This is a genomic window from Microvirga pudoricolor, assembly GCF_016892705.1.
GTDB classification, from domain to species: Bacteria; Pseudomonadota; Alphaproteobacteria; order Rhizobiales; family Beijerinckiaceae; genus Microvirga; species Microvirga pudoricolor.
The window spans coordinates 166,504-186,503 of sequence record NZ_JAFEMB010000005.1; the positions used below are offsets into that span (position 1 = coordinate 166,504).

Annotated in this window: 17 protein-coding genes; 9 read left to right on the top strand and 8 right to left on the bottom strand. The window is 63.9% G+C overall.

Annotated features, from left to right (window positions below; translation table 11 throughout):
* Window positions 1–87: 87 nt before the first annotated feature.
* On the bottom strand, window positions 88–1,902 hold the full coding sequence (locus tag ILT42_RS16840; RefSeq protein ID WP_204216862.1) for an extracellular solute-binding protein: 1,815 nt from the start codon (window positions 1,900–1,902) through the stop codon (window positions 88–90).
* A gap of 223 nt (window positions 1,903–2,125) precedes the next feature.
* Here ILT42_RS16840 and ILT42_RS16845 point away from each other — a divergent pair, with 223 nt between their 5' ends.
* Complete coding sequence (locus ILT42_RS16845; RefSeq protein WP_204216863.1) at window positions 2,126–2,944, top strand: invasion associated locus B family protein; 819 nt, start codon at window positions 2,126–2,128, stop codon at window positions 2,942–2,944.
* A 102-nt stretch (window positions 2,945–3,046) separates the two neighbouring features.
* Here the strand turns inward: ILT42_RS16845 and hspQ are convergent, their stop codons facing one another.
* Complete coding sequence (hspQ, locus tag ILT42_RS16850) at window positions 3,047–3,376, bottom strand: heat shock protein HspQ (protein ID WP_204216864.1); 330 nt, start codon at window positions 3,374–3,376, stop codon at window positions 3,047–3,049.
* Window positions 3,377–3,570: 194 nt separating this feature from the next.
* Here hspQ and ILT42_RS16855 point away from each other — a divergent pair, with 194 nt between their 5' ends.
* On the top strand, window positions 3,571–4,539 hold the full coding sequence (locus tag ILT42_RS16855) for an AEC family transporter (RefSeq protein ID WP_204216865.1): 969 nt from the start codon (window positions 3,571–3,573) through the stop codon (window positions 4,537–4,539).
* Here the strand turns inward: ILT42_RS16855 and ILT42_RS16860 are convergent.
* Window positions 4,521–5,744 (bottom strand): UbiH/UbiF family hydroxylase, encoded by a 1,224-nt coding sequence (locus ILT42_RS16860; RefSeq protein ID WP_204216866.1) that lies wholly within the window; start codon window positions 5,742–5,744, stop codon window positions 4,521–4,523. The genes ILT42_RS16855 and ILT42_RS16860 overlap by 19 nt on opposite strands.
* 211 nt (window positions 5,745–5,955) lie before the next feature.
* Here ILT42_RS16860 and ILT42_RS16865 point away from each other — a divergent pair, with 211 nt between their 5' ends.
* From ILT42_RS16865 to ILT42_RS16885, 5 genes are all read left to right on the top strand, one after another.
* On the top strand, window positions 5,956–7,506 hold the full coding sequence (locus tag ILT42_RS16865) for an ABC transporter ATP-binding protein (RefSeq protein ID WP_204216867.1): 1,551 nt from the start codon (window positions 5,956–5,958) through the stop codon (window positions 7,504–7,506).
* Window positions 7,496–8,569 (top strand): ABC transporter permease, encoded by a 1,074-nt coding sequence (locus tag ILT42_RS16870; protein WP_204216868.1) that lies wholly within the window; start codon window positions 7,496–7,498, stop codon window positions 8,567–8,569. The genes ILT42_RS16865 and ILT42_RS16870 overlap by 11 nt, the downstream gene beginning before the upstream one ends.
* Window positions 8,566–9,483: an ABC transporter permease gene (locus ILT42_RS16875; protein WP_204216869.1), complete on the top strand. Its 918-nt coding sequence runs from the start codon at window positions 8,566–8,568 to the stop codon at window positions 9,481–9,483. The genes ILT42_RS16870 and ILT42_RS16875 overlap by 4 nt, the downstream gene beginning before the upstream one ends.
* 105 nt (window positions 9,484–9,588) lie before the next feature.
* Window positions 9,589–10,650 carry a BMP family ABC transporter substrate-binding protein gene (locus ILT42_RS16880; protein ID WP_204217046.1) on the top strand — a complete coding sequence of 354 codons (1,062 nt, stop codon included), beginning with the start codon at window positions 9,589–9,591 and terminating at the stop codon, window positions 10,648–10,650.
* A gap of 195 nt (window positions 10,651–10,845) precedes the next feature.
* Window positions 10,846–12,285, top strand: a complete 1,440-nt coding sequence (locus tag ILT42_RS16885; protein WP_204216870.1) for a M10 family metallopeptidase C-terminal domain-containing protein — start codon at window positions 10,846–10,848, stop codon at window positions 12,283–12,285.
* Between the two features lie 135 nt (window positions 12,286–12,420).
* Here ILT42_RS16885 and ILT42_RS16890 read toward each other — a convergent pair whose 3' ends face one another.
* Complete coding sequence (locus ILT42_RS16890) at window positions 12,421–13,332, bottom strand: agmatinase (protein ID WP_204216871.1); 912 nt, start codon at window positions 13,330–13,332, stop codon at window positions 12,421–12,423.
* A complete protein-coding gene (gene rimO / locus ILT42_RS16895; RefSeq protein ID WP_204216872.1) occupies window positions 13,329–14,645 on the bottom strand; it encodes a 30S ribosomal protein S12 methylthiotransferase RimO in 1,317 nt (438 codons plus the stop codon). The genes ILT42_RS16890 and rimO overlap by 4 nt, the downstream gene beginning before the upstream one ends.
* Before the next feature lie 316 nt (window positions 14,646–14,961).
* Here rimO and ILT42_RS16900 point away from each other — a divergent pair, with 316 nt between their 5' ends.
* Together ILT42_RS16900 and ILT42_RS16905 are read left to right on the top strand one after the other, a co-directional pair.
* Window positions 14,962–15,282, top strand: coding sequence for a hypothetical protein (locus ILT42_RS16900; protein ID WP_204216873.1), 321 nt, complete (start codon window positions 14,962–14,964; stop codon window positions 15,280–15,282).
* A gap of 300 nt (window positions 15,283–15,582) precedes the next feature.
* Window positions 15,583–15,972, top strand: coding sequence for a response regulator (locus ILT42_RS16905; protein ID WP_204216874.1), 390 nt, complete (start codon window positions 15,583–15,585; stop codon window positions 15,970–15,972).
* 105 nt (window positions 15,973–16,077) lie between these two features.
* On the opposite strand, the gene ILT42_RS16910 is transcribed toward ILT42_RS16905, so the two are convergent.
* The 3 genes from ILT42_RS16910 to fdhF are packed head-to-tail and all read right to left on the bottom strand — an operon-like array spanning window position 16,078 to window position 19,992.
* Window positions 16,078–16,323, bottom strand: coding sequence for a formate dehydrogenase subunit delta (locus tag ILT42_RS16910; protein ID WP_204216875.1), 246 nt, complete (start codon window positions 16,321–16,323; stop codon window positions 16,078–16,080).
* Window positions 16,320–17,162 carry a formate dehydrogenase accessory sulfurtransferase FdhD gene (gene fdhD, locus ILT42_RS16915; RefSeq protein WP_204216876.1) on the bottom strand — a complete coding sequence of 281 codons (843 nt, stop codon included), beginning with the start codon at window positions 17,160–17,162 and terminating at the stop codon, window positions 16,320–16,322. Before fdhD ends, ILT42_RS16910 begins: the two co-directional genes overlap by 4 nt.
* A complete protein-coding gene (fdhF, locus tag ILT42_RS16920; RefSeq protein ID WP_204216877.1) occupies window positions 17,149–19,992 on the bottom strand; it encodes a formate dehydrogenase subunit alpha in 2,844 nt (947 codons plus the stop codon). Before fdhF ends, fdhD begins: the two co-directional genes overlap by 14 nt.
* Between the last annotated feature and the right edge of the window lie 8 nt (window positions 19,993–20,000).

Below are 20,000 nucleotides of genomic sequence, written 5' to 3' on the forward strand. Positions count from 1 at the left end.
GAAAGGTAACCTATAACGATTTATAGGCGGCTTTGTTTCGGGATCCAACCGAATATGAGCTTGGCCCCACGCCGATAAAGGAGGGGGTCAGCGCGGTTCCCGCCACCAAAAGTCGATATTGGGGCCAAAGAGTGGTAGGGCTTCCGGCCGTCGCAGGTCAGCCGAGTAAGCCACCCACTGAGCCGGTATGTAGAACAGAGGGACCACGTAAAACCCCGACATCAGGACCCGGTCGAGGGCCCGGACCGATGCGACGAAATCCTCCCTGGAGGTGGCGCCCAGCAATGCGTCGATCATGCGATCCGCCGCCGGCGAGGCGACACCCGCATAGTTGAAAGATCCATCTCGGCCGACATTGGCTGCGCCCCACCGATTGCGCTGCTCGTTGCCCGGCGAGGCCGAGGCAGGCCAGACCCATTGGATCATGTCGTAGTCGAAACGGGAGAGCCGCCGCCAGTACTGGACGTCGTCCACGAGCCGCACGCGGGCTCGGACACCGATCCGGCTGAGCGTGCTCGCGAAATTCAGCGCGAGGCGTTCCTGTTGGCGGGAATTGACCAGCATCTCGAAGGAGAACGCCTCGCCCGTGCCTTTGCGCCGCAGCGCCCCACGGCCGATTTCCCAGCCGGCTTCTTTGAGCAGATCCAGCGCCTTGTGGGCGCTCTGCCGGTCCCGGCCCGAACCATCGCCGTCCGGCAGGGCCCACCGGCCTTCCAGGATCGTGGGGACGAGATCGCGAGAATAGGGCTCCAGAAGCTCTCTTTCACGGTCCGTCGGAGACTTCTCGTAGGCGGACAGGTCCGACGCGGCGAAGTAGCTGGTGCTGCGGTCCAGGAGGCCGAAATAGAGGTTCCGGTTGATCCAGTCGAAATCGAACATATAACCCAGGGCCTGTCGCACGCGCGGATCCTGGAAGATCTCTTTCCGGGTGTTGAACACGAAACCGTTCATGCCCTTCGGCAGGCGGTTGGTGAAGCTCTCCAGCTTGATGCGCCCCTGGCGAACGGCCGGAAAATCGTAGCCTGTCGACCAGCGCCCAGGTTCGCCCTCCGCGCGGAAATCATAAAGTCCCGCTTTAAAAGCCTCGAATAACGTGTTGGCGTCGCGATAGAAATCGTACCGGATCTCGGCAAAGTTGTAGAGGCCCTTGAGGACCGGCAGGTCCGCGCCCCAGAAGTCGGGCCTGCGCTCCAGCACGATGCGCTCCCCAGGCCGGATCTCCTTGATGCGATAGGGGCCCGAGCCGATGGGAGGCGTGAAGGTCGTTCGGTCGAAGGTAGCCGGGTCGGTGGCGTGGGCAGGCAGGACGGGCATCAGCCCGATGATGAGAGGGAGTTCCCTGTCGTTCGCGCCGGTCAGATCGAACCGGATCCGGTGGGCCCCTTCCACGGTCACGGCCTTGACCAGGCCGAAGAGCGAGCGTTGGAGCGGCTTGCCGGATGTCTTGAGAAGCTCGAACGTGAACCTGACATCCTCGGAGGTGAGGGGCGTCCCGTCCGAGAAGCGGGCTCGCGGATCGAGGTTGAATGCCACGTAGCTCCGGTCCTCAGGCATCTCGACCGTCTGCGCAACTAGGCCGTAGAGCGTGAAGGGCTCGTCCTGCGAGCGCATCAGCAAGCTCTGCAAGACGTAGCGCGGCACGACGTCGGGAGCCACGCCGAGTACGATGAGCGGGTTGATGCTGTCGAAGGTCCCCTGGAGCGCAAGGGTGATTCGGCCACTTTTGGGGGCGTTCGGATTGACGTAGGGCAGATGGTCGAAGCCGGCGGGGAGGGCAGGCTCGCCGTGCATCGCGATACCATGCCGCGCCCCAGCGCCCGGCACATCCTGGGCCGAGACCCCTGACACCAGGAGCCAAGCGCCCAGAATCGCCTGGAGCGGGCGCCTGAAAAGCCTCCACATCGGCTGGTTCCCCGGTTTCATCCTGTCCCCTGAGGCTAGCATGGATAAAGTCTCGCTTGAGACTGGAAACCTGTAGCGCGAAAGGTTAAAGGAGCCCTGCACGTCATTCCTTCGCCTTAATCGGCGGGGATGCACTCAACTGATTGAAGGCCCCCGCACCATTGGGCAACACGGCTCACCGATGCAGGGGGCCGGCCTTCCGATTGAAGAGGAACAACGAGACATGTCATTCGCGACTCGAATCGCGAGCCTGGGGGGCTCCTGCGGCATTGCCACGGCGATGGCGCTCATCCTTGGCGCGGCGCCCGCGCTGGCCCAGACCGCTCCGGCTCCCGCACGCCCCGCCGCTCCCGCCCAAAGGCCGGCCGCTCCGGCAGCCCCTGCCCAGCAGCCTGGCGCTCCCGCCGGTGGCCAGGCCGCCCAGGCTCAGCAGACCGGGCCGATGGTCGTGCAGGTGAAGGCCGAGCCGTCCCAGCCGGAATGGACCAAGGTCTGCGGCAAGGATCAGGGCACCAATGCCGAGATCTGCTACACGACCCGTGACTTCGTGTCCGACCAGGGTCAGCCGGTTCTCGCCGTTGCTCTCTACGACATCAAGGGCCCGCAGCCGCAGAAGATCGTCCGCTTTCTGATGCCCCTCGGCCTGCTGCTGAAGCCGGGCATCCGCTTCGCCGTGGACCAGGGTCAGGCGACGCCGGGCGATTACGCGGTCTGCTTCCCGAACGGCTGCTTCGCCGAGGCGAACGTGAAGGATGATTTCATCGCCTCCATGAAGAAGGGCCAGAACCTGAACGTGAGCGTTCGCAACCAGGCTGGCCGCGAGGTCACCTTCGCGGTGCCGGCCACGGGATTCGGCAAGTCCTTCGACGGCGCGCCGATCGACCCGAAGGTGCTCGAAGAGCAGCAGAAGAAGCTTCAGGAAGAGCTCGAGAAGCGTAGCGACGAGCTTCGCAAGCGTCTTGAGAGCAACGCGGCAGGCGGTGCAGCCGCGCCGGCCGCGCCCGCCCCCGCTCCGGCGGCGCCCACGGCTCCCAAGCCCTGACATCAGGTTCTGGTCGCTGTCCCCATCGGGCCGGTAGCTGCAACGAAAAACGCCGGGCTTCGCGCCCGGCGTTTTTCGTTTAACCGGGCTGGCTGCCCAGGATCAGTTCGCGAGGATCGGGTGCGCCTGATAGCTGCCGTCCTGGCGGCGAACGAACATTTCGTCGATCATCGGGTTGCGCAGGGGCTCCTCCGATGGGTCGAGGACGAGGTTTTGCTCCGACACGTAGGCGATGTATTCCGAATCCGCATTCTCGGCGAACAGGTGATAGAAAGGCTGGTCCTTCCGGGGACGAACATCTTCCGGAATTGATTCCCACCACTCGTCCGTATTGTCGAATTCCGGATCGACGTCGAAGATCAGTCCCCTGAACGCATAGACCCGGTGCTTCACGACTTGGCCGATTGAGAACTTGGCTGAAAGGGCCTTCATGGCTCCGCACTCCTTAGTCTCAACATATAAGTGCACGCGGCCTGAACGCCAAATGGCTCCGTGGGATAGCTCCCCGGAATGGTGCGGGTCCGGCCACGGGATTGCGTTTTGCGACTGCCTCTCATCTCACCGCGTGCATTGCCGCAGGGCTCAAAGCTTGCCAGAAGGCGGCGTCACCTCACGATGGATCCGCGATGTCCGACCTGATCGGGCTTTTCAATCTCCTTGCCCCCTTCTTCGGCCTCATCGGGCTCGGCTTCTTTTGCGGCAAGGTCGTGCGGCAACCGGAGGCCGGCCTGGCGTGGATGCAGTTTTTTCTCATCTATGTGGCGCTGCCCTGCCTCTTCTACCGGCTCATCGCCGATAAGTCGCTGGACGAGCTGACGAATTGGGCCTTCGTGGCGGCCACGACCATCGGCACCTTCACGGCATTCTCGTTGTCCTTCGCGGCCGGGTGGAGGCATACCCGCGATCTGCCGCAATCGGTCATGCAGGGAGTAGCCGGGTCCTATTCCAATGTGGGATACATGGGCCCTCCGCTGATCCTGGGTGCCCTGGGCAGCGACGCCTCCGCGGCTGTCGTGCTGATCTTCGTCTTCGACAACCTGCTGCTGTTCACCCTGGTGCCGCTCCTCATGTCGTGGGCGGATCCCGAGCGGCAGACCCTGGGCGCAACCTTACGCCGCATCGTTTGGCGGGTCCTGACCCATCCGTTCAACATCGCAACGGCCGTAGGCGCCGTGGCCAGCTACTGGCACCTGAAGCTGCCGGTGGCGGCGGACCAGATCGTGACCTGGCTCTCGGGAGCGGCCGCCCCATGCGCGCTCTTCATCATGGGCGTGACGGTGGCCCTTCGTCCCTTGGGCCGGTTGCCGGGCGAGGTGCCGGCGCTTGTCTTCGTCAAGCTGATCCTGCATCCACTCTTCGCGTGGGTGCTCCTGTCGGCGATCGGAGATTTCGGACCCGCCTGGACCTACGCGGCCATCATCATGGCCGCCCTGCCGCCCGCGCTCAACATCTTCGTGATCTCGACCCAGTACAATGTCGGGGTGGAAAGGGCCTCCGCCTGCGTGCTGGTCGGCACGCTCGCCTCCATCGTCACGCTGACGGTGGTCCTCTACCTCATCAAGACGGGCAGCATCCCCTACGACCTGTTCTCCTGAGCCCGAGGCTCCCGGCGCATCAGGCTCGGAGCGCCGAAGCGGGGCAGCACGCCCTCCCGCATGAGGGCCCGGCGCAGCGGCCCGATGCCGCTCACCGCCAGGAGACCCGCGCCACGCATGAAGTCGGCCGGCATCAGATCGGTCAGGAGGGTTCGGTTCAGGCCATCGACGGCGGCGGTCCGCAGGCGGACGTCGAAGTCCCTGCCGCGCTGATAGCCGCGGAGCGTCTCGTCGCTCCCAAGGAACTTGCCCTGCCGCCGCGCATCCACCGCCACGTCGCGCAGGGCCGCTGCGTCCCGCAGACCCAGGTTCAGGCCCTGGGCTCCGATGGGCGGGAACACATGGGCGGCTTCGCCGATCAGGGCGAGATGGGGAGCCCAGTAGCGGTCGACGGAAAGCCCGCTCATGGGCACGACGCCCCGGGGCCCGTCCACCCGCATGGCGCCGAGCATCGATTGAGCCTGACGCTCGATGGCGATGGCGAGTGCCCGGTCGTCGAGGTCGGCCAGATTCTTGGCTCTGTCAGGCTCCGTCACCCAGACGAGGCTCGACCGGCGGCCGGGCAGGGGAACCAGGGTGAAAGGTCCATGGCGGGTATGAAATTCCGTCGACGTCTCACGGTGCTCCCGGTCATGGGACAGGATCGTGGTCAGGGCCGATTGGGGATAGGACCAGGTTCTGGCGGCGATTCCGGCCCCCACTCTCAGGGCCGACCGACGTCCGTCCGCCGCCACGACGAGGTCCGCCGCGATGACCGTGCCGTCCGAAAGGGTCAGGGATGCGGCCCCGTCGGAGGCTGCCATGCCGGTGGCCGTGCCCTCGAAGAGCGTCAGGAAGCTCTCTCGTCGGGCCGCCTCCGCCAATCGGCTCACCAGAAGCGCGTTCTCCACATTCCACCCGAAGGCGTCGAGGTCGATCTCCAGCGCCCGGAAGGCCACCGGGGGCGGGCGGAAGAGGCTGCCGCTGTCGTCGATGAGGCGCATGGTCTCGAGGGCAGCCGCGTCCGGCTGGATCGAGCTCCAGACCCCGAGCGCCTCCAGAAAACGGATCGATCCGTTCATGAGAGCGACGGTGCGCCCGTCCGGCCGGCTCTCCAGGCTGCCGACCAGGGCGGTGCGGAAACCGTCCCGCGCGAAGGCGATGGCGGCGGCGATGCCGGTCGCGCCCGCGCCGACCACGGCGATGTGGAACGAGGCACCGCTCATGCGAGGGCTCCCGGTGCCGCAGGACAGGGCAGGGCGGTCTGGGGATAAGCCCGGCCGCCCGGTTTCCCCCGTTGCCGACAGGTAAAGTAGGCCATTATGATAACCTTCAGGAGAACATGGATGCTTATCGGCCCGGAGCCTTCGCGAAGGCAAGCCCGGAGAGACGCATCAAGGGTCTTCCCTCTGACAACAAACGTTGAGGCCGTCGCGCGTGATATCGGATGTTCCGTCGACACCCGCCCTTGTGGAACTCAAGGGCATCAGCAAGCGCTACGGTGATCTTCTCGCAAACGACAATGTCAATCTCGCCCTCAAACCGGGCGAGGTCCACGCCCTCCTGGGCGAGAACGGGGCGGGGAAGTCAACCCTCGTGAAGATCCTGTATGGGGTCATCGAGCCGACCGAGGGCGAAATCCTGTGGGAGGGGCGTCCGGTCGCCATCACGTCCCCGGTTGAGGCACGCGCCCTCGGCATCGGTATGGTCTTCCAGCACTTTTCGCTGTTCGACGAGCTGACCGTGGCCGAGAACATCGCGGTCGCACTCTCGGAAGACTGGTCCTTGAGGGCCGTCCGCGCCCGGATCGGCGAGATCAGCACGGCCTACGGCCTGTCGCTTGAGCCGGATCGGGCCGTCTGGACCCTTTCGGCGGGCGAGCGCCAGCGCATCGAGATCGTGCGCTGCCTGCTGCAGAACCCGAAGCTGCTCATCCTCGACGAGCCGACCTCCGTGCTGACGCCCCAGGAGGCCGAGAACCTGTTCCAGACCCTCGACAAGCTGGTGCTCGACGGCTGCGCGATCCTGTACATCTCCCACAAGCTCGAAGAGGTCCGCCGCCTGTGCCGGGCCGCCACCATCCTGCGGGGCGGACGCGTCGTGGGCACCCTCGACCCGCGCGAGCGCAGCGCCCGCGAGATCGCCGCCATGATGGTCGGCGCCGAGGTGGGCGAGGTGAGGGCGGCTCATAAGCCCCCCGGCGAAACCGAAATCCTCGCCGTGCGCGGCCTGTCGGTCCCGGCCACCGTGCTCCACGGCCAATCCCTGAAGGACATCGAGCTCATCGCCCATGCGGGCGAGATCGTCGGCATCGCGGGCGTCGCCGGGAATGGCCAGAGCGAGCTTTTCGCCGCTCTCTCGGGCGAAGTGGCGGCGGTGCGGGACGACGCGGTGGTCATCTCCGGCAAGCCGGCCGGCCTGTCCGGGGTCGATGCGCGGCGCCGCACCGGCGCGGCTTTCGTCCCGGAGGAGCGCCTGGGCCACGCGGCCGCGCCCACCCATCGCCTGAGCGACAACGTGCTGATTTCCCACCATGCGGGCGGGGAGGTGAGCCGGTCGGGCTTCATCGTCACCAAGGCCGCCAAGCGCCTCGCCAAGGCCATCATCCAGGGCTTCGACGTGCGCACCCCGGGCCAGGAGGAGGCCCAGGCCCGCAAGCTTTCCGGCGGGAACCTGCAGAAATTCGTCATCGGCCGGGAGATCATCCGCCGTCCGAAGCTGCTCGTGGTCGACCAGCCGACATGGGGCGTCGATGCGGGCGCGGCGCGGCTCATCCGCCAGGCCCTGGTCGATCTCGCCGCCGAGGGCGGCGCCGTGGTGTTGATCAGCCAGGATCTTGATGAGCTGTTCGAGATCGCGGACCGGATCGCCGTGATCCAGCACGGGCACCTGAGCCCGCTGCGTCCGGCCCCGGAATGGACTCGCGAGGCTATCGGCCTCGAAATGTTGGGCGTCGCCCGCTCGTCGGAGACCGCCCATGCGCCTTGAGCTGACCCCGCGCCTCACGGTCGCGCCCTGGATGCGAGCCGCGGCCTCGATTGCGGCTTTCGCGGTCTCGTTCCTGATCGCCGGCCTCGTGATCTGGCTCATGGGCCGCTCCCCCGCGGCGGCCTTCGATGTCTATGTGGTCCAGCCGCTCAGCGATCCTTGGTCGATCCAGGAAATCGTCGAGAAGGCCACGCCTCTCGCGCTCATCGCCATCGGCCTGTCCTATTGCTTCCGGGCCAATCTCTGGAACATCGGGGCGGAGGGTCAATACGTGATGGGCGCCGTGCTCGGAAGCTGGCTGGCGCTCAAGACCCACGGAACGGATGCCGGGATGTGGGTTCTGCCGCTCATGCTGATCCTCGGTGTCGTCGGCGGCGCGCTCTATGGCCTGATCCCGGCCTTTTTGAAGACGCGCTTCGGCGTCAACGAGATCCTGACCAGCCTGATGCTGGTCTATATCGCGCAGCTGACCCTCGATTATCTGGCGCGGGGACCCTGGCGAGACCCGAAAGGCTTCAACTTTCCGCAATCGGTCACCTTCGATCCGTCCGCCACCCTGCCGACGATCTTCGAAGGAGGCGTGCATTGGGGTTCGGTCTTCGCGCTGCTGGCCGTGATCGCCACGGCGATCATCGTCGGGCGCTCGCTGTTCGGCTACCGACTGAGGCTCGCGGGCGATGCGCCCCGGGCCGCCCGCTTCGCCGGGTTCGACTCCAAGACCACGACGCTCATGGTTTTCGCGATCTCCGGAGGCCTCGCGGGCCTGGCGGGCATCGTCGAGGTGTCGGGCCAGATCGGCCAGATTCAGCCCTCGATCTCGCCGGGCTACGGCTTCACCGCCATCACCGTGGCGTTCCTGGGCCGCCTCAACGCCTTCGGCATCCTCGTGGCGTCCCTTGTCTTGGCGCTCACCTTCATCGGCGGCGAGAGCGCCCAGATCCTGCTGAAGCTGCCCCTCGACCTCACGCAAGCTTTCCAGGGCATCCTGCTGCTGTGCGTTCTCATCGCGGACGCCATGGTGAGCTACCGCATCCGTCTCGTCAGAAGGGGAGCGCATTCATGACCATGTTCGAGGCCATCCTCCTCACCATCGTGACGGCGTCCACGCCGTTCCTCATCGCGGCCATCGGCGAGCTGGTGACGGAGCGCTCAGGTGTCCTCAACCTCGGTGTCGAGGGCATGATGATCATGGGCGCGGCCTGCAGTTTCGCGGCGGCCGTGACCTTCGACTCAACCCTTGCCGGTGTTTTGGCCGGCATGCTGGCCGGAACCCTGATGTCGGGGCTGTTTGCGATTGCCGTCTTGGGATTCGCGGCCAACCAAGTCGGCTCCGGGCTGGCGTTGACCATCCTGGGCCTCGGCTTGTCCGGTCTCATCGGTGCGCCTTTCGTAGGTGCGCGGCGCGAACCCATCGGTCACATCGTGATCCCGGTTCTCAGCGACATTCCGGTGATCGGGCGTCTGCTTTTTGCCCAGGACATTTTCGTCTACGGCTCGATCATCCTCACCGTCGGCGTTGCCTATTTTCTTGGCAGGACACGGGCGGGCCTGAAGCTTCGCTCGGTAGGCGAAAGCCACACCTCCGCGCATGCTCTTGGGCTCCCGGTCCTGAAGATCCGTGTCCTGGCCATCCTGTTCGGCGGGGCCTGCGCGGGTCTCGCGGGCACCTATCTGGCGCTGGTCTATACCCGCTTCTGGTCCCCCGGGATGACATCCGGGCGCGGCTGGATTGCCCTGGCGCTGGTCGTCTTCGCGGCGTGGCGTCCGGGCTGGGTGCTGGTTGGGGCCTACATCTTTGGCACAGCCTCCGTCCTCCAGCTCCATGCGCAGGCGGCCCAGTTCGGCCTGCCCTCGCAGGCCCTCTCGGCGATCCCGTATCTGGCGACGATCCTGGCTTTGCTGGCCCTGTCCATTCGTCACGGGCGGGCCATCGGCGCGCCGGGCTCTCTCGGAGTGCCGTTCGTGCCTGACCGGTAGGCAATTGCCGAAAAAGTGATCACTAAGTCTCCCTTGCAGGAGTCGTGGCGTCTTGTATGGAATACGAAACTCTTTCCAGGGGAACGAAGCATGAAGTTACGGGTCATGATGGGCGTTTTGGCAGGAGCCGCGGCCCTTGCTCTCACCGCCGGAAGCGCCAGCGCCCAGGAGAAGCTGAAGATCGGCTTCATCTATGTGGGCCCGGTCGGCGATCACGGCTGGTCCTACCAGCACGATGTGGGCCGCCAGGCCATCGTGAAGGCCTTTGGCGACAAGGTTGAAACCACCTACGTGGAGAGCGTGCCGGAGGCCGATTCCGAGCGTGCCATCGAGCAGCTGGCCCGCACCGGCCATAAGCTGATCTTCACCACCTCTTTCGGCTTCATGGAGCCCACCCTCAAGGTGGCCAAGAAGTACCCGAACGTGAAGTTCGAGCACGCCACCGGCTTCAAGCGCGCGCCGAATGTGTCCACCTACGCGGCCAAGTTCCACGAGGGCCGCTACATCATCGGCCAGATCGCCGGCAAGATGTCGAAGACCGGCACCATCGGCTATGTGGGCGCCTTCCCGATCCCAGAGGTGGTGGCGGGCATCAACTCGTACTTCCTCGGCGCCCAGTCGGTGAACCCGAACATCAAGATCAAGGTCGTCTGGGCGAATTCCTGGTACGACCCGGCGAAGGAAGCCGATGCCGGCAAGGCGCTGCTCGACCAGGGCGTCGACATCATCGCCCAGCACACCGACAGCCCGGCCCCGCTCCAGGCCGCCGAGGCGCGCGGCAAGTTCGGCTTCGGCCAAGCCTCGGACATGGAGCGTTTCGCCCCCAAGGGCCAGCTGACCGCCATCATCGACAACTGGTCGGATTATTATGTCGCCCGCACCAAGGCGGCTTTGGAGAACACCTGGAAGTCGGAAGACACATGGGGTGGCATCGACGCCCACATGGTCGTCATGTCGCCTTATAAGAACATGCCCGACGACGTGAAGAAGCTTGCTCAGGATACGGAAGCCGCCATCAAGTCCGGCGCGCTCAACCCGTTCAAGTGCCCGATCGTGAAGCAGGACGGCAGCCAGGTGGAGTGCAAGGGCGACGGCGCTCTCTCCGACGAGCAGGTTCTCGGCATGAACTTCTACGTGAAGGGCATCGACGACAAGCTGCCGCAATAAGCGATATTGGCGCGCAAGACATGAGGGCAGCTGGTCGATCCGGCTGCCTTTTTTGTTTTGAGCATCAGTGAGAAGCGTTCGCCAAGCGGTGCACGTCGGGGGCATGCAATCTGAGCGAGCGCCCAATCATTTTATCTATTTACAGTATAACGTTTCGATTTCATGATCTCGTATTGTCGCGCCTAGGGGGGCCAAATGGTTCGTCATTACGAGTGGAATTCGGAAGTCTTCGAAAGGGAAAACAAGACGACCTACGCTCTGGCGCTCGGGGATACATTTACGGAAACGCATCCGCGGGCGCTTTATAAATATATTAACGGGGCGGATCAGAGCAGCTTCATGACCCTGGCCGGCCACAATCGTGTCTCAATGGACAATGGAGGCATCTACGCCGGGCAATTCGGCATTCGCGCGCATGGCGAATACAACGACATTTCAGTGAAGCAACTGACCGCAGATGGAACAGGCGTGAGCTTGGAAGGCGCTCACAGCTTCCTCCGGGCCGAAGGGATCTCCGCCAAACAGAGGGTGTCCATCAATCTCGAGGGCTATAACAACACCGTACTCAATTATGGTTTGGTCAATATTTATGCCCCATTCGAGGCGACGCCCATTGCCGTGCGAGTGGCGGGTGAAAACAACAACATTCACAATTACGACTCCTATACAGGCGGGATCTATTCGAGCGGATACATCAACGGAAAGAAAAGCGCGGTCTATTTTGAAACGGGCAAGCACGTTCTCACTAACGATTCACTCATGTTGGCTCAGGAAAACGACACGACGGGTGTGATCGAGATCGCTTCTGCGGCAGGAAATATTCGCATCTACAATAACGGTTCGATCAAAGGCATGGTGAACGGATATGCCGTTCATCAGGCAGCCTATGCAAGGCCCGTCGAAATCGATCAATCCGGCATCAGCATCGAGAATACCGGCGCTATCGAAGGTCATATCCAGCTTGGATCCTGGGGAGATGAGATCCTCAATCATGGTCATATTTACGGGCGTGTCGACCTGAATGGCGGCGACGACAGGTACTGGCAGAATAATTCACTCAATAAAATCAACTATACTATCGAAGTTTCCGGCGGGCAGGGGAATGATCGGATAGCCGGTGGGCGTGAGAAGAATTCATTCTCTGGCGACGGTGGCAACGACACGCTGGAAGGTTTCGGAGGAGATGACATTCTACGCGGTGGTGCAGATCACGACTATATCAGCGGTGGGGAAGGCGCGGATACACTTTCCGGCGGCCTAGGCAGAAACGAACTAAGCGGCGGGCCAGGAAACGATCTCTACGTCTTCGACTTCAACCCGTATTCCATCAAAGCGGAACCCTCCATCATCTTGGATTTCCTCTCATCCGAGGATGATATCGCTTTAGATCAGACTGTTTTCAAAGGGCTTACCTTTGATCGAAATGGTCTTTGGTATGGCTGTTTGGAAATCGGTTCGAAGCCAAAAGACGCATCGGATCACGTCATCTATGATCCTAGCAATGGCAGGCTTTACTACGATGAGGACGGCATAGGCCCTATAGGTCAGTTGCATATCGCGACAATCAACATCGCCGTTGGCTCAAATCGCCATCCGGCAATTCTTTACCCCGAGGACTTTCAGCCTTGGGTGTAAACTCAGGGAGTGAACGATATCAACGGTCTCCAAAGGGCATGGATATCATCACCCTCCACAGAGACAGCCCGGCGCGTCTGCACTCCGCCGGGGCGCGGGGCAAGTTCGGCTTCGGCCAAACCTTCGATATGGAGATCAAGCTTGACGAACGATGCTACCAATCGCGTTGGCGACAAGGCGAGCGGCGGTCAGGGCGGATAGACCGCTGATGTCGTTGGGAGGGTAGAGTTCGACGAGGTCGAAGCCTGCGATTCTGGCCCGTTTGCCGAGCCCTGCGATCAGGTCGATTACCTGCGTATAGGTGAGACCGCCCGGCGTTCTTGACGCGACTCCTGGCATTACGCTGGGATCGAGGCCGTCGCAGTCTAGCGTCACGACGACCCGCGCTCCTTCAGGAATATGCCGGAGAGCCGCCTCGACGCCCTGAGCGTGGATCTTGCGGGCGGTCACAAAGCGGCTGCCGTAACGCATCGCCGCTTCGATTTCGGCCGCTCGTGCACTCCCGACGCTGCGAAGGCCGACCTGCACCATGCCAGTGACATGCGGCATCTCGCTCGCCCGGCGCATGGGGCTCGAATAGCCGTCGCGTTCGCCATGGAGTTCGTCGCGCCAGTCGATATGGGCGTCGATCTGCAGGATCCAGACCGGGCCATGGTCCGCAAAACCGGCAAAAAAGGGAATGGGTACGGAATCGTCGCCGCCGAGCAGGATCGGTACGGCTCCCAATGCCAGGATCTCGCGGGTCTTCGCCTCGATCCGGGCGCGGTTTCCGGCATTGTCCTGCATCCTGGTCGGGACATCGCCGGCGTCGATGCAGCAGACCGGCTTGCCGTCGAACAGCGGGCCGCCGAGATCGAAATCCCAGTGCTCGATCAACGGGGCATCTTCCTGGCTCGCTGCCCGGATGGCATGGGCAGCCAGGGCTTGGCCGCTGCTATCCTGGCCGGGATAAGTGCTGCCATGACCTGCGCCGAAGAGCACGATACGAGGCGCATGCCCCTCGGCGAGGTGATCGGGAAGGCCGAGGAAGGACGGCGAGGGAATCATACAGCCACGCCGTGCAGATCGTACTCGTCCGAGCGTTCGATCTTCACGGTGACGATGTCGCCCGCCCGCAAGGGACGCCGGGAGGCGACGTAGACGGAGCCGTCGATCTCCGGCGCGTCGTATTTGCTGCGCCCCTTGGCGACGGTGGAGCCCGGCTCGTCGATGATGACGGGGATGCGCTTGCCGACCTTGTTCTTGAGGAGCCTTGCGCTTACCTCGCGCTGGGTCTTCATGAAGCGATGCCAGCGCTCGTCCTTGGCCTCGGGCGGAACGGGGGTGCCGATCTCGTTGGCGGGAGCACCCGCCACAGGCTCGTAACGGAAGCAGCCGACCCGGTCGAGCTTGGCTTCCTTCAGCCACTCCATCAGGAAGTCCACGTCCGCCTCGGTCTCACCGGGGAAGCCGACGATGAAAGTCGACCGGATGGCGAGGTCCGGACAGATCTCGCGCCACTTGCGAATCTTGTCGAGGGTACGCTCCTGGTGCGCTGGGCGGCGCATGGCCTTGAGAACGGTAGGCGAGGCGTGCTGGAACGGGATGTCGAGATAGGGAAGGATCTTCCCCTCGGCCATCAACGGAATCACCTCGTCCACGTGCGGGTACGGATAGACGTAGTGCATGCGCACCCACATGCCGAGCTCGCCCAGCTCCCGCGCCAAGTCGAAGAAGCGGGTGCGTACCTCGCGATCCTTCCAAAGGCTCGGCTGGTACTTGATGTCGAGGCCGTAGGCGCTCGTATCCTGGGAGATGACGAGCAGTTCCTTGACGCCCGCCTTGGCGAGCTTCTCGGCCTCGCGCAGCACATCGCCGACGGGGCGGCTCACGAGGTCGCCGCGCAGCTTGGGGATGATGCAGAAGGTGCAGCGATTGCTGCAGCCCTCGGAAATCTTCAGGTAGGCATAGTGCCGGGGCGTCAGCTTCACGCCCTGGGGCGGCACGAGATCCACGAAGGGATCGTGGGCCGGAGGCGCCGCCTGATGGACCGCGCTGACCACGGACTCGTATTGCTGCGGCCCCGTGATGGCGAGCACGTTCGGAAACTTATCGAGGATCGGGCCCGGCTCCGCGCCCATGCAGCCCGTCACGATCACCTTGCCGTTCTCGGCCATGGCCTGCCCGATGGCATCGAGGGATTCGGCCTTGGCGCTGTCGAGGAACCCGCAGGTATTGACGATGACCAGATCCGCCCCGTCATGGCGCTTGGTCAGCTCATACCCTTGCGCGCGAAGCTGGGTGATGATCCGCTCGGAATCCACCAGGGCCTTCGGGCAGCCGAGAGACACGAACGAGACTTTGGGTGCGGGCGCATTCATCCGCGGGGTCGCTTTCTCAAATGGAATTCCGTGCGGGGTGACCGAGGCCTCCACGCACCATCGTCAGGGCGGCAGGGCAGAGAGCCCGGCTCGGCCGGCCATGACACCGATATCAAGGACTGGTCCTGCCGGCTTCAGCGCCAGGAGCGCGAGCGGCGGCGGGGTTTCGTTCTGCCGGGCTATGTAGCTGCTTTCCATGGGAAAGTTAAGCCCACCGGGGGGCGGTGCGGCGATGGGCGCCCAAGCGCGCCGAGATGCCTGGGAACCTTAGCCGCCCGTTTGGAATTTGCCCTGCGCCATTGAGAGAGGATGATCCATGTCGAGTGCCAATGTCGCTAGGGCAATCTATTCCACGCGCAAGGCCGCCAATCAGGCAGCCCGGCGATTGGTGGACAGCGGATTTGCCCGCAACAGCATCGATATCCATGAGCTGGAGGACGATGGCTTCGAGCTGTCCGTCCATGCACGGCGCGAGAACCTCTGGAAGGCGCGACGTGTCATCGGTGCCTCCACCCCCCGCGAATACGCGACGGGGGCTTACGAGGGTGTTCGCGCTCATCCGGCCGTCGCGCTCGGGATCGGCCTCCTGGCTGGGCTATCCCTGTATGCCATTCTTTCGCGAACTAGCCGCGAGTGATCTAAATCCAAAGTTGTAGGTTTTTCAAACGGCCAAGGTGAAACATTTTCGCCTTGGCTTTGTTTGCGTCCTAGATTCATGCGACGGGCCTCGCGTCCGCCTGCCTGAGGGGACGCCTCCATGTCACTCGCCTGCAACGGCCACCCAAGGCCGCGTCAAGGGATTCTGGCGCCCTCTCCCTGCCTGTCATACGCCTCGAGCCCGAATTGCACCCCCGACGACGTGCCTTTCGCCTGAACGGCTCTGCGCTTCGGCAGACCAAGATCCATGCAGCGAAGAACCAGAGAGGAGACTGGCAAAATGGGACAAGCCGTCAAACAGCCGAGAGTCGCGTTGATCGTGGAAGACGAGGACGAAGTGCGTGATCTTGCCGCTGCTCTGCTGGAGGAGACCGACCTGGAGGTGGTCGAGACGGAGAACACCCAGGAGGCCATGAACTACCTCTCGGGCAACGCGGGCGACGTGGCGTTCCTCTTCGCGGATGTGCGAACGTCTTCACGGCTCGATGGGGTGGACCTCGCCCGCACGGTCCGCCTGAAATGGCCGTGGGTGCGAGTGGTGTTGACCTCCGGTGCGCCTCTTGACGACGACCTCGACAAGGGACTGCGCAATGTCCGCTTCATCCCGAAGCCTTGGCGAGCCCTCGACGTCCTGATGGAAGCCGAAAAGGCCTTGGCGCACCACTCCTGACATCGACTGGGCGCGGCCTGGTTTACCGCGCCCCTCGAAGACCTCGTCGTCCGGCGCGACCCTGCCGGCGTTCAGCCGGCATCGCTCCCCATCGGCCCAAGCTCGTCAGGCCCGGCAAATACCCTTCTCGATTGGGCTCTCCGCCACCTGGAACGTCCGCAGGGCCTTGGCCACGAGCGGATCGAGCCCCGGGCCTTCCAGATTTGCGTGGGCCAGGATCTGGCGCCGCATTCCCGGCGTCCAGAACGCAACCATATGATCCCGTATTCCTGCCATGGCCTGATCCTCAGGGTATGAGCGAAAGAAAGCCGCGATCTGGTTGGCCATCCGGATCAGCTTGTCGGGGTTCATGCGGAGACGCTCTCGGTCAGGATGCGCTCAACCCCATGGAACACCGTCATCGAATCGCGCCGGGCGATGGCGGCCAGGGTGATGTCGAGCGCGCGGGCTCGATCGAGGGCGAGAGATGTCGGTGCGGAAATCGCCACGAGGGTGCGAGCCCCGAAGGCGGCCACCTTCTCGACCAACTCGAAGGAACAGCGGCTTGTCACCACGACGAAGCCGGAAGCGGGATCCACACCCGCACGGAGGAGGGCGCCGATCAGCTTGTCCAAGGCATTGTGACGGCCTACGTCCTCCCTCACGAAGAGCAGGACACCGTCGAGAGATGACCAAGCAGCCGCATGGACGGCGCGGGTGACATCGTTGAGAGGCTGATGCCGCTCCAGGGCTTCCAGAGCCTTTCGGATCGCATCGACGGCGATGCTGGGGGCTCGGCCCTGGGGCGCGGCCGCGCCGGGCAGGGAGGCGAGATCCTCGACCCCGCATAGGCCGCAGCCCGTTCGCCCAGACAGAGCCCTCTTGCGGGCCAAATGGTCCCGCAGGCGCTCGGCGCTCAGATCGATGGAACAGACGAGCCCGCGATCCGCAGGCTCCAGCCGGATCCCCCGCACTTCGCTCGCTTGCCTGACGATCCCTTCCGTGAGGCTGAACCCATAGGCGAAATCCTCGATATCGGCTGGCGTGGCCATCATGACCGCAAAAGGAATGCCGCCATAGACGAAGTTGACCGGGACCTCCGCCGGCAGCGCGCGTTCGGCGGAATCGGCGTCACGCCCACCAAAGCCGATGACCGTGGCGGCGGCCCGCGTCGCGGCGGGCAGGAGCGTATCGACCTTACTCCGCCGCATCGAACCGCGTCTCGATCCGCTTCAGGGCCACGTCCTCCTCGTAGAACCTCGCCTGCCAGTCGGACGGCCGGTTGGTCCGGCGAACCTGCACCGCCGTCACCTTGTACTCGGGACAATTCGTGGCCCAGTCCGAATAGTCCGTGGTGATCACGTTGGCGCCGGTCTTGGCATGGTGAAACGTCGTATAGACGATGCCGGGCTGCATACGCTCGCTGATCTCGGCCCGGAGCGAGATGTCGCCGGAGCGGCTTTCCAGTGCAACGAGATCACCGTCCACGATGCCACGGCTCTCCGCGTCGAAGGGATGGATCTCCAGGACGTCCTGCTCATGCCAGAGGCTATTGGCGGTTCGCCGCGTCTGGGCGCCCACATTGTACTGGGTCAGGATCCGTCCCGTCGTCAGGATCAGCGGGAAGCGCGGCCCCGTCCGCTCCTCGGTGGGCACGAATTCGGTGATCATGAACTTGCCCTTGCCGCGCACGAAGCGGTCGACGTGCATCATGGGCGTCCCGCGCGGCGCATCGTCGTTGCACGGCCACTGGATCGATCCCAACATATCCAGCTTCTCGTAGGAGACGCCTGCGAAGGTGGGAGTGAGCTTCGCGATCTCATCCATGATTTCGCCGGGATGCTTGTAGTTCATGGGGAACCCGAGCTTGCCCGCGAGCGCGATGGTGACCTCCCAGTCCGCAAGGCCGCCCAGCGGTGCCATGACCTTGCGCACTCGGTTGATGCGCCGCTCGGCGTTGGTGAAGGTGCCGTCCTTTTCCAGGAAGGAGGAGCCCGGCAGGAAGACATGGGCATATTTGGCGGTCTCGTTCAGGAAGATGTCCTGGATGACGACGCACTCCATCGCCATCAGGCCCGCGGTTACGTGCTGGGTGTCGGGGTCCGACTGGGCAATGTCTTCTCCCTGGATGTAAAGGCCCTTGAAGGTGCCCGCCACCGCTTCGTCCAGCATGTTGGGGATGCGCAGGCCCGGCTCGTCGTTGAGGGGCACGCCCCAGAAGGCCTCGAACATCTGCCGCGTGGCATCGTCGGAAACATGCCGATAGCCGGAAAATTCATGGGGGAATGAGCCCATATCGCAGGAGCCCTGGACGTTATTCTGCCCGCGCAACGGATTCACGCCGACGCCGGAATGCCCGATATTGCCGGTCGCCATGGCGAGGTTCGCCATTCCCATGACCATGGTGGATCCCTGGCTGTGCTCGGTGACGCCGAGGCCGTAATAGATCGCCCCGTTGCCTCCCGTGGCGAAGAGGCGGGCGGCGCCTCGCACATCCGCGGCCGAAACGCCGGTCAGGGATTCCAAGGCCTCCGGCGAGTGGCGCTCGTCGGCAATGAACCGGGCCCAGGACTCGAAGTCGTCGAGGTCGCAGCGCTCGCGCACATAGGCTTCGTCGACCAGTCCCTCGGTCACGATCACATGGGAGAGGGCATTGATCATCGCCACGTTGGTGCCGGGCCGCAGCGGCAGGTGGAAATCGGCCTCGACATGCGGTGATTTCACGAGATCGATCCGGCGGGGATCGATGACGATGAGCCGGGCGCCCTCGCGCAGGCGCTTCTTCATCCGTGAGGCGAAGACCGGGTGTCCGTCGGTGGGGTTGGCGCCGATCACCACGATCACGTCCGCGTCGGCGACGGACGCGAAATCCTGCGTGCCCGCCGAGGTGCCGAGCGTCGTCTTGAGACCGTAGCCCGTCGGCGAGTGGCACACACGGGCGCAGGTATCGACGTTATTGTTCCCAAAGCCTGCGCGGATCAATTTCTGAACCAGGAACGTCTCCTCGTTCGTGCAGCGGGACGACGTGATGCCGCCGACGGCATCCCTCCCATACTTGGCTTGGAGGCGCTTGAATTCCGACGCCGCGCGGGTCAACGCCTCCTCCCAGGAGACCTCCCGCCACGGGTCCGTGATCTTCTCGCGGACCATCGGCTTCTTGATGCGATCCCTGTGGGTGGCATAACCCCAGGCGAAGCGGCCCTTGACGCAGGAATGGCCTTCATTGGCCTTGCCGTCCTTGTAGGGCACCATTCGCACCACGGTGCTGCCTTTCATCTCGGCCTTGAACGAGCAGCCCACGCCGCAATAGGCGCAGGTCGTCACGACGGAATGCTCGGGCGTCCCGAGTTCGATGACGCTCTTTTCGTTGAGCGTCGCGGTGGGGCAGGCCTGGACGCAGGCTCCGCAGGAGACGCATTCGGACCCGAAGAAATCCATCCCGCCCGGAGAAACCCGGGAATCGAAGCCGCGACCCTGGATGGTGAGCGCGAAGGTCCCCTGCACCTCCTCGCAGGCCCTCACACAGCGCGAGCAGACGATGCATTTCGAATCCTCGAAAGTGAAATAAGGATTCGACTCGTCTTTCGGCGCCTTCAGGTGGTTCTCGCCCTCGTAGCCGTAGCGCACCTCCCGCAGGCCGACCGCCCCCGCCATGTCTTGCAGCTCGCAATCGCCATTGGCCGAACAGGTGAGGCAATCGAGCGGATGATCGGAGATATAGAGCTCCATCACGCCCCGCCGCAGCTCGGCCAAGCGCGGGGTCTGGGTGGAGACCACCATGCCGTCCTCGACGGGCGTGGTGCAGGAGGCGGGGGTCCCGCGCCGACCCTCGATCTCCACGAGGCAGAGCCGGCAGGACCCGAAGGGCTCGAGCGAGTCGGTGGCGCACAGCTTCGGGATCTTGGTGCCCATCATCATGGAGGCCGCCATGACGGAGGTGCCCGCCGGGACCGACACGGGTTCGCCGTCGATGGTCACGGTCACGCTCTTCTCCGCCTTACGAAGCGGCGTGCCGTAATCGACTTCCTGAATTAGAGCCATGGCGCTCT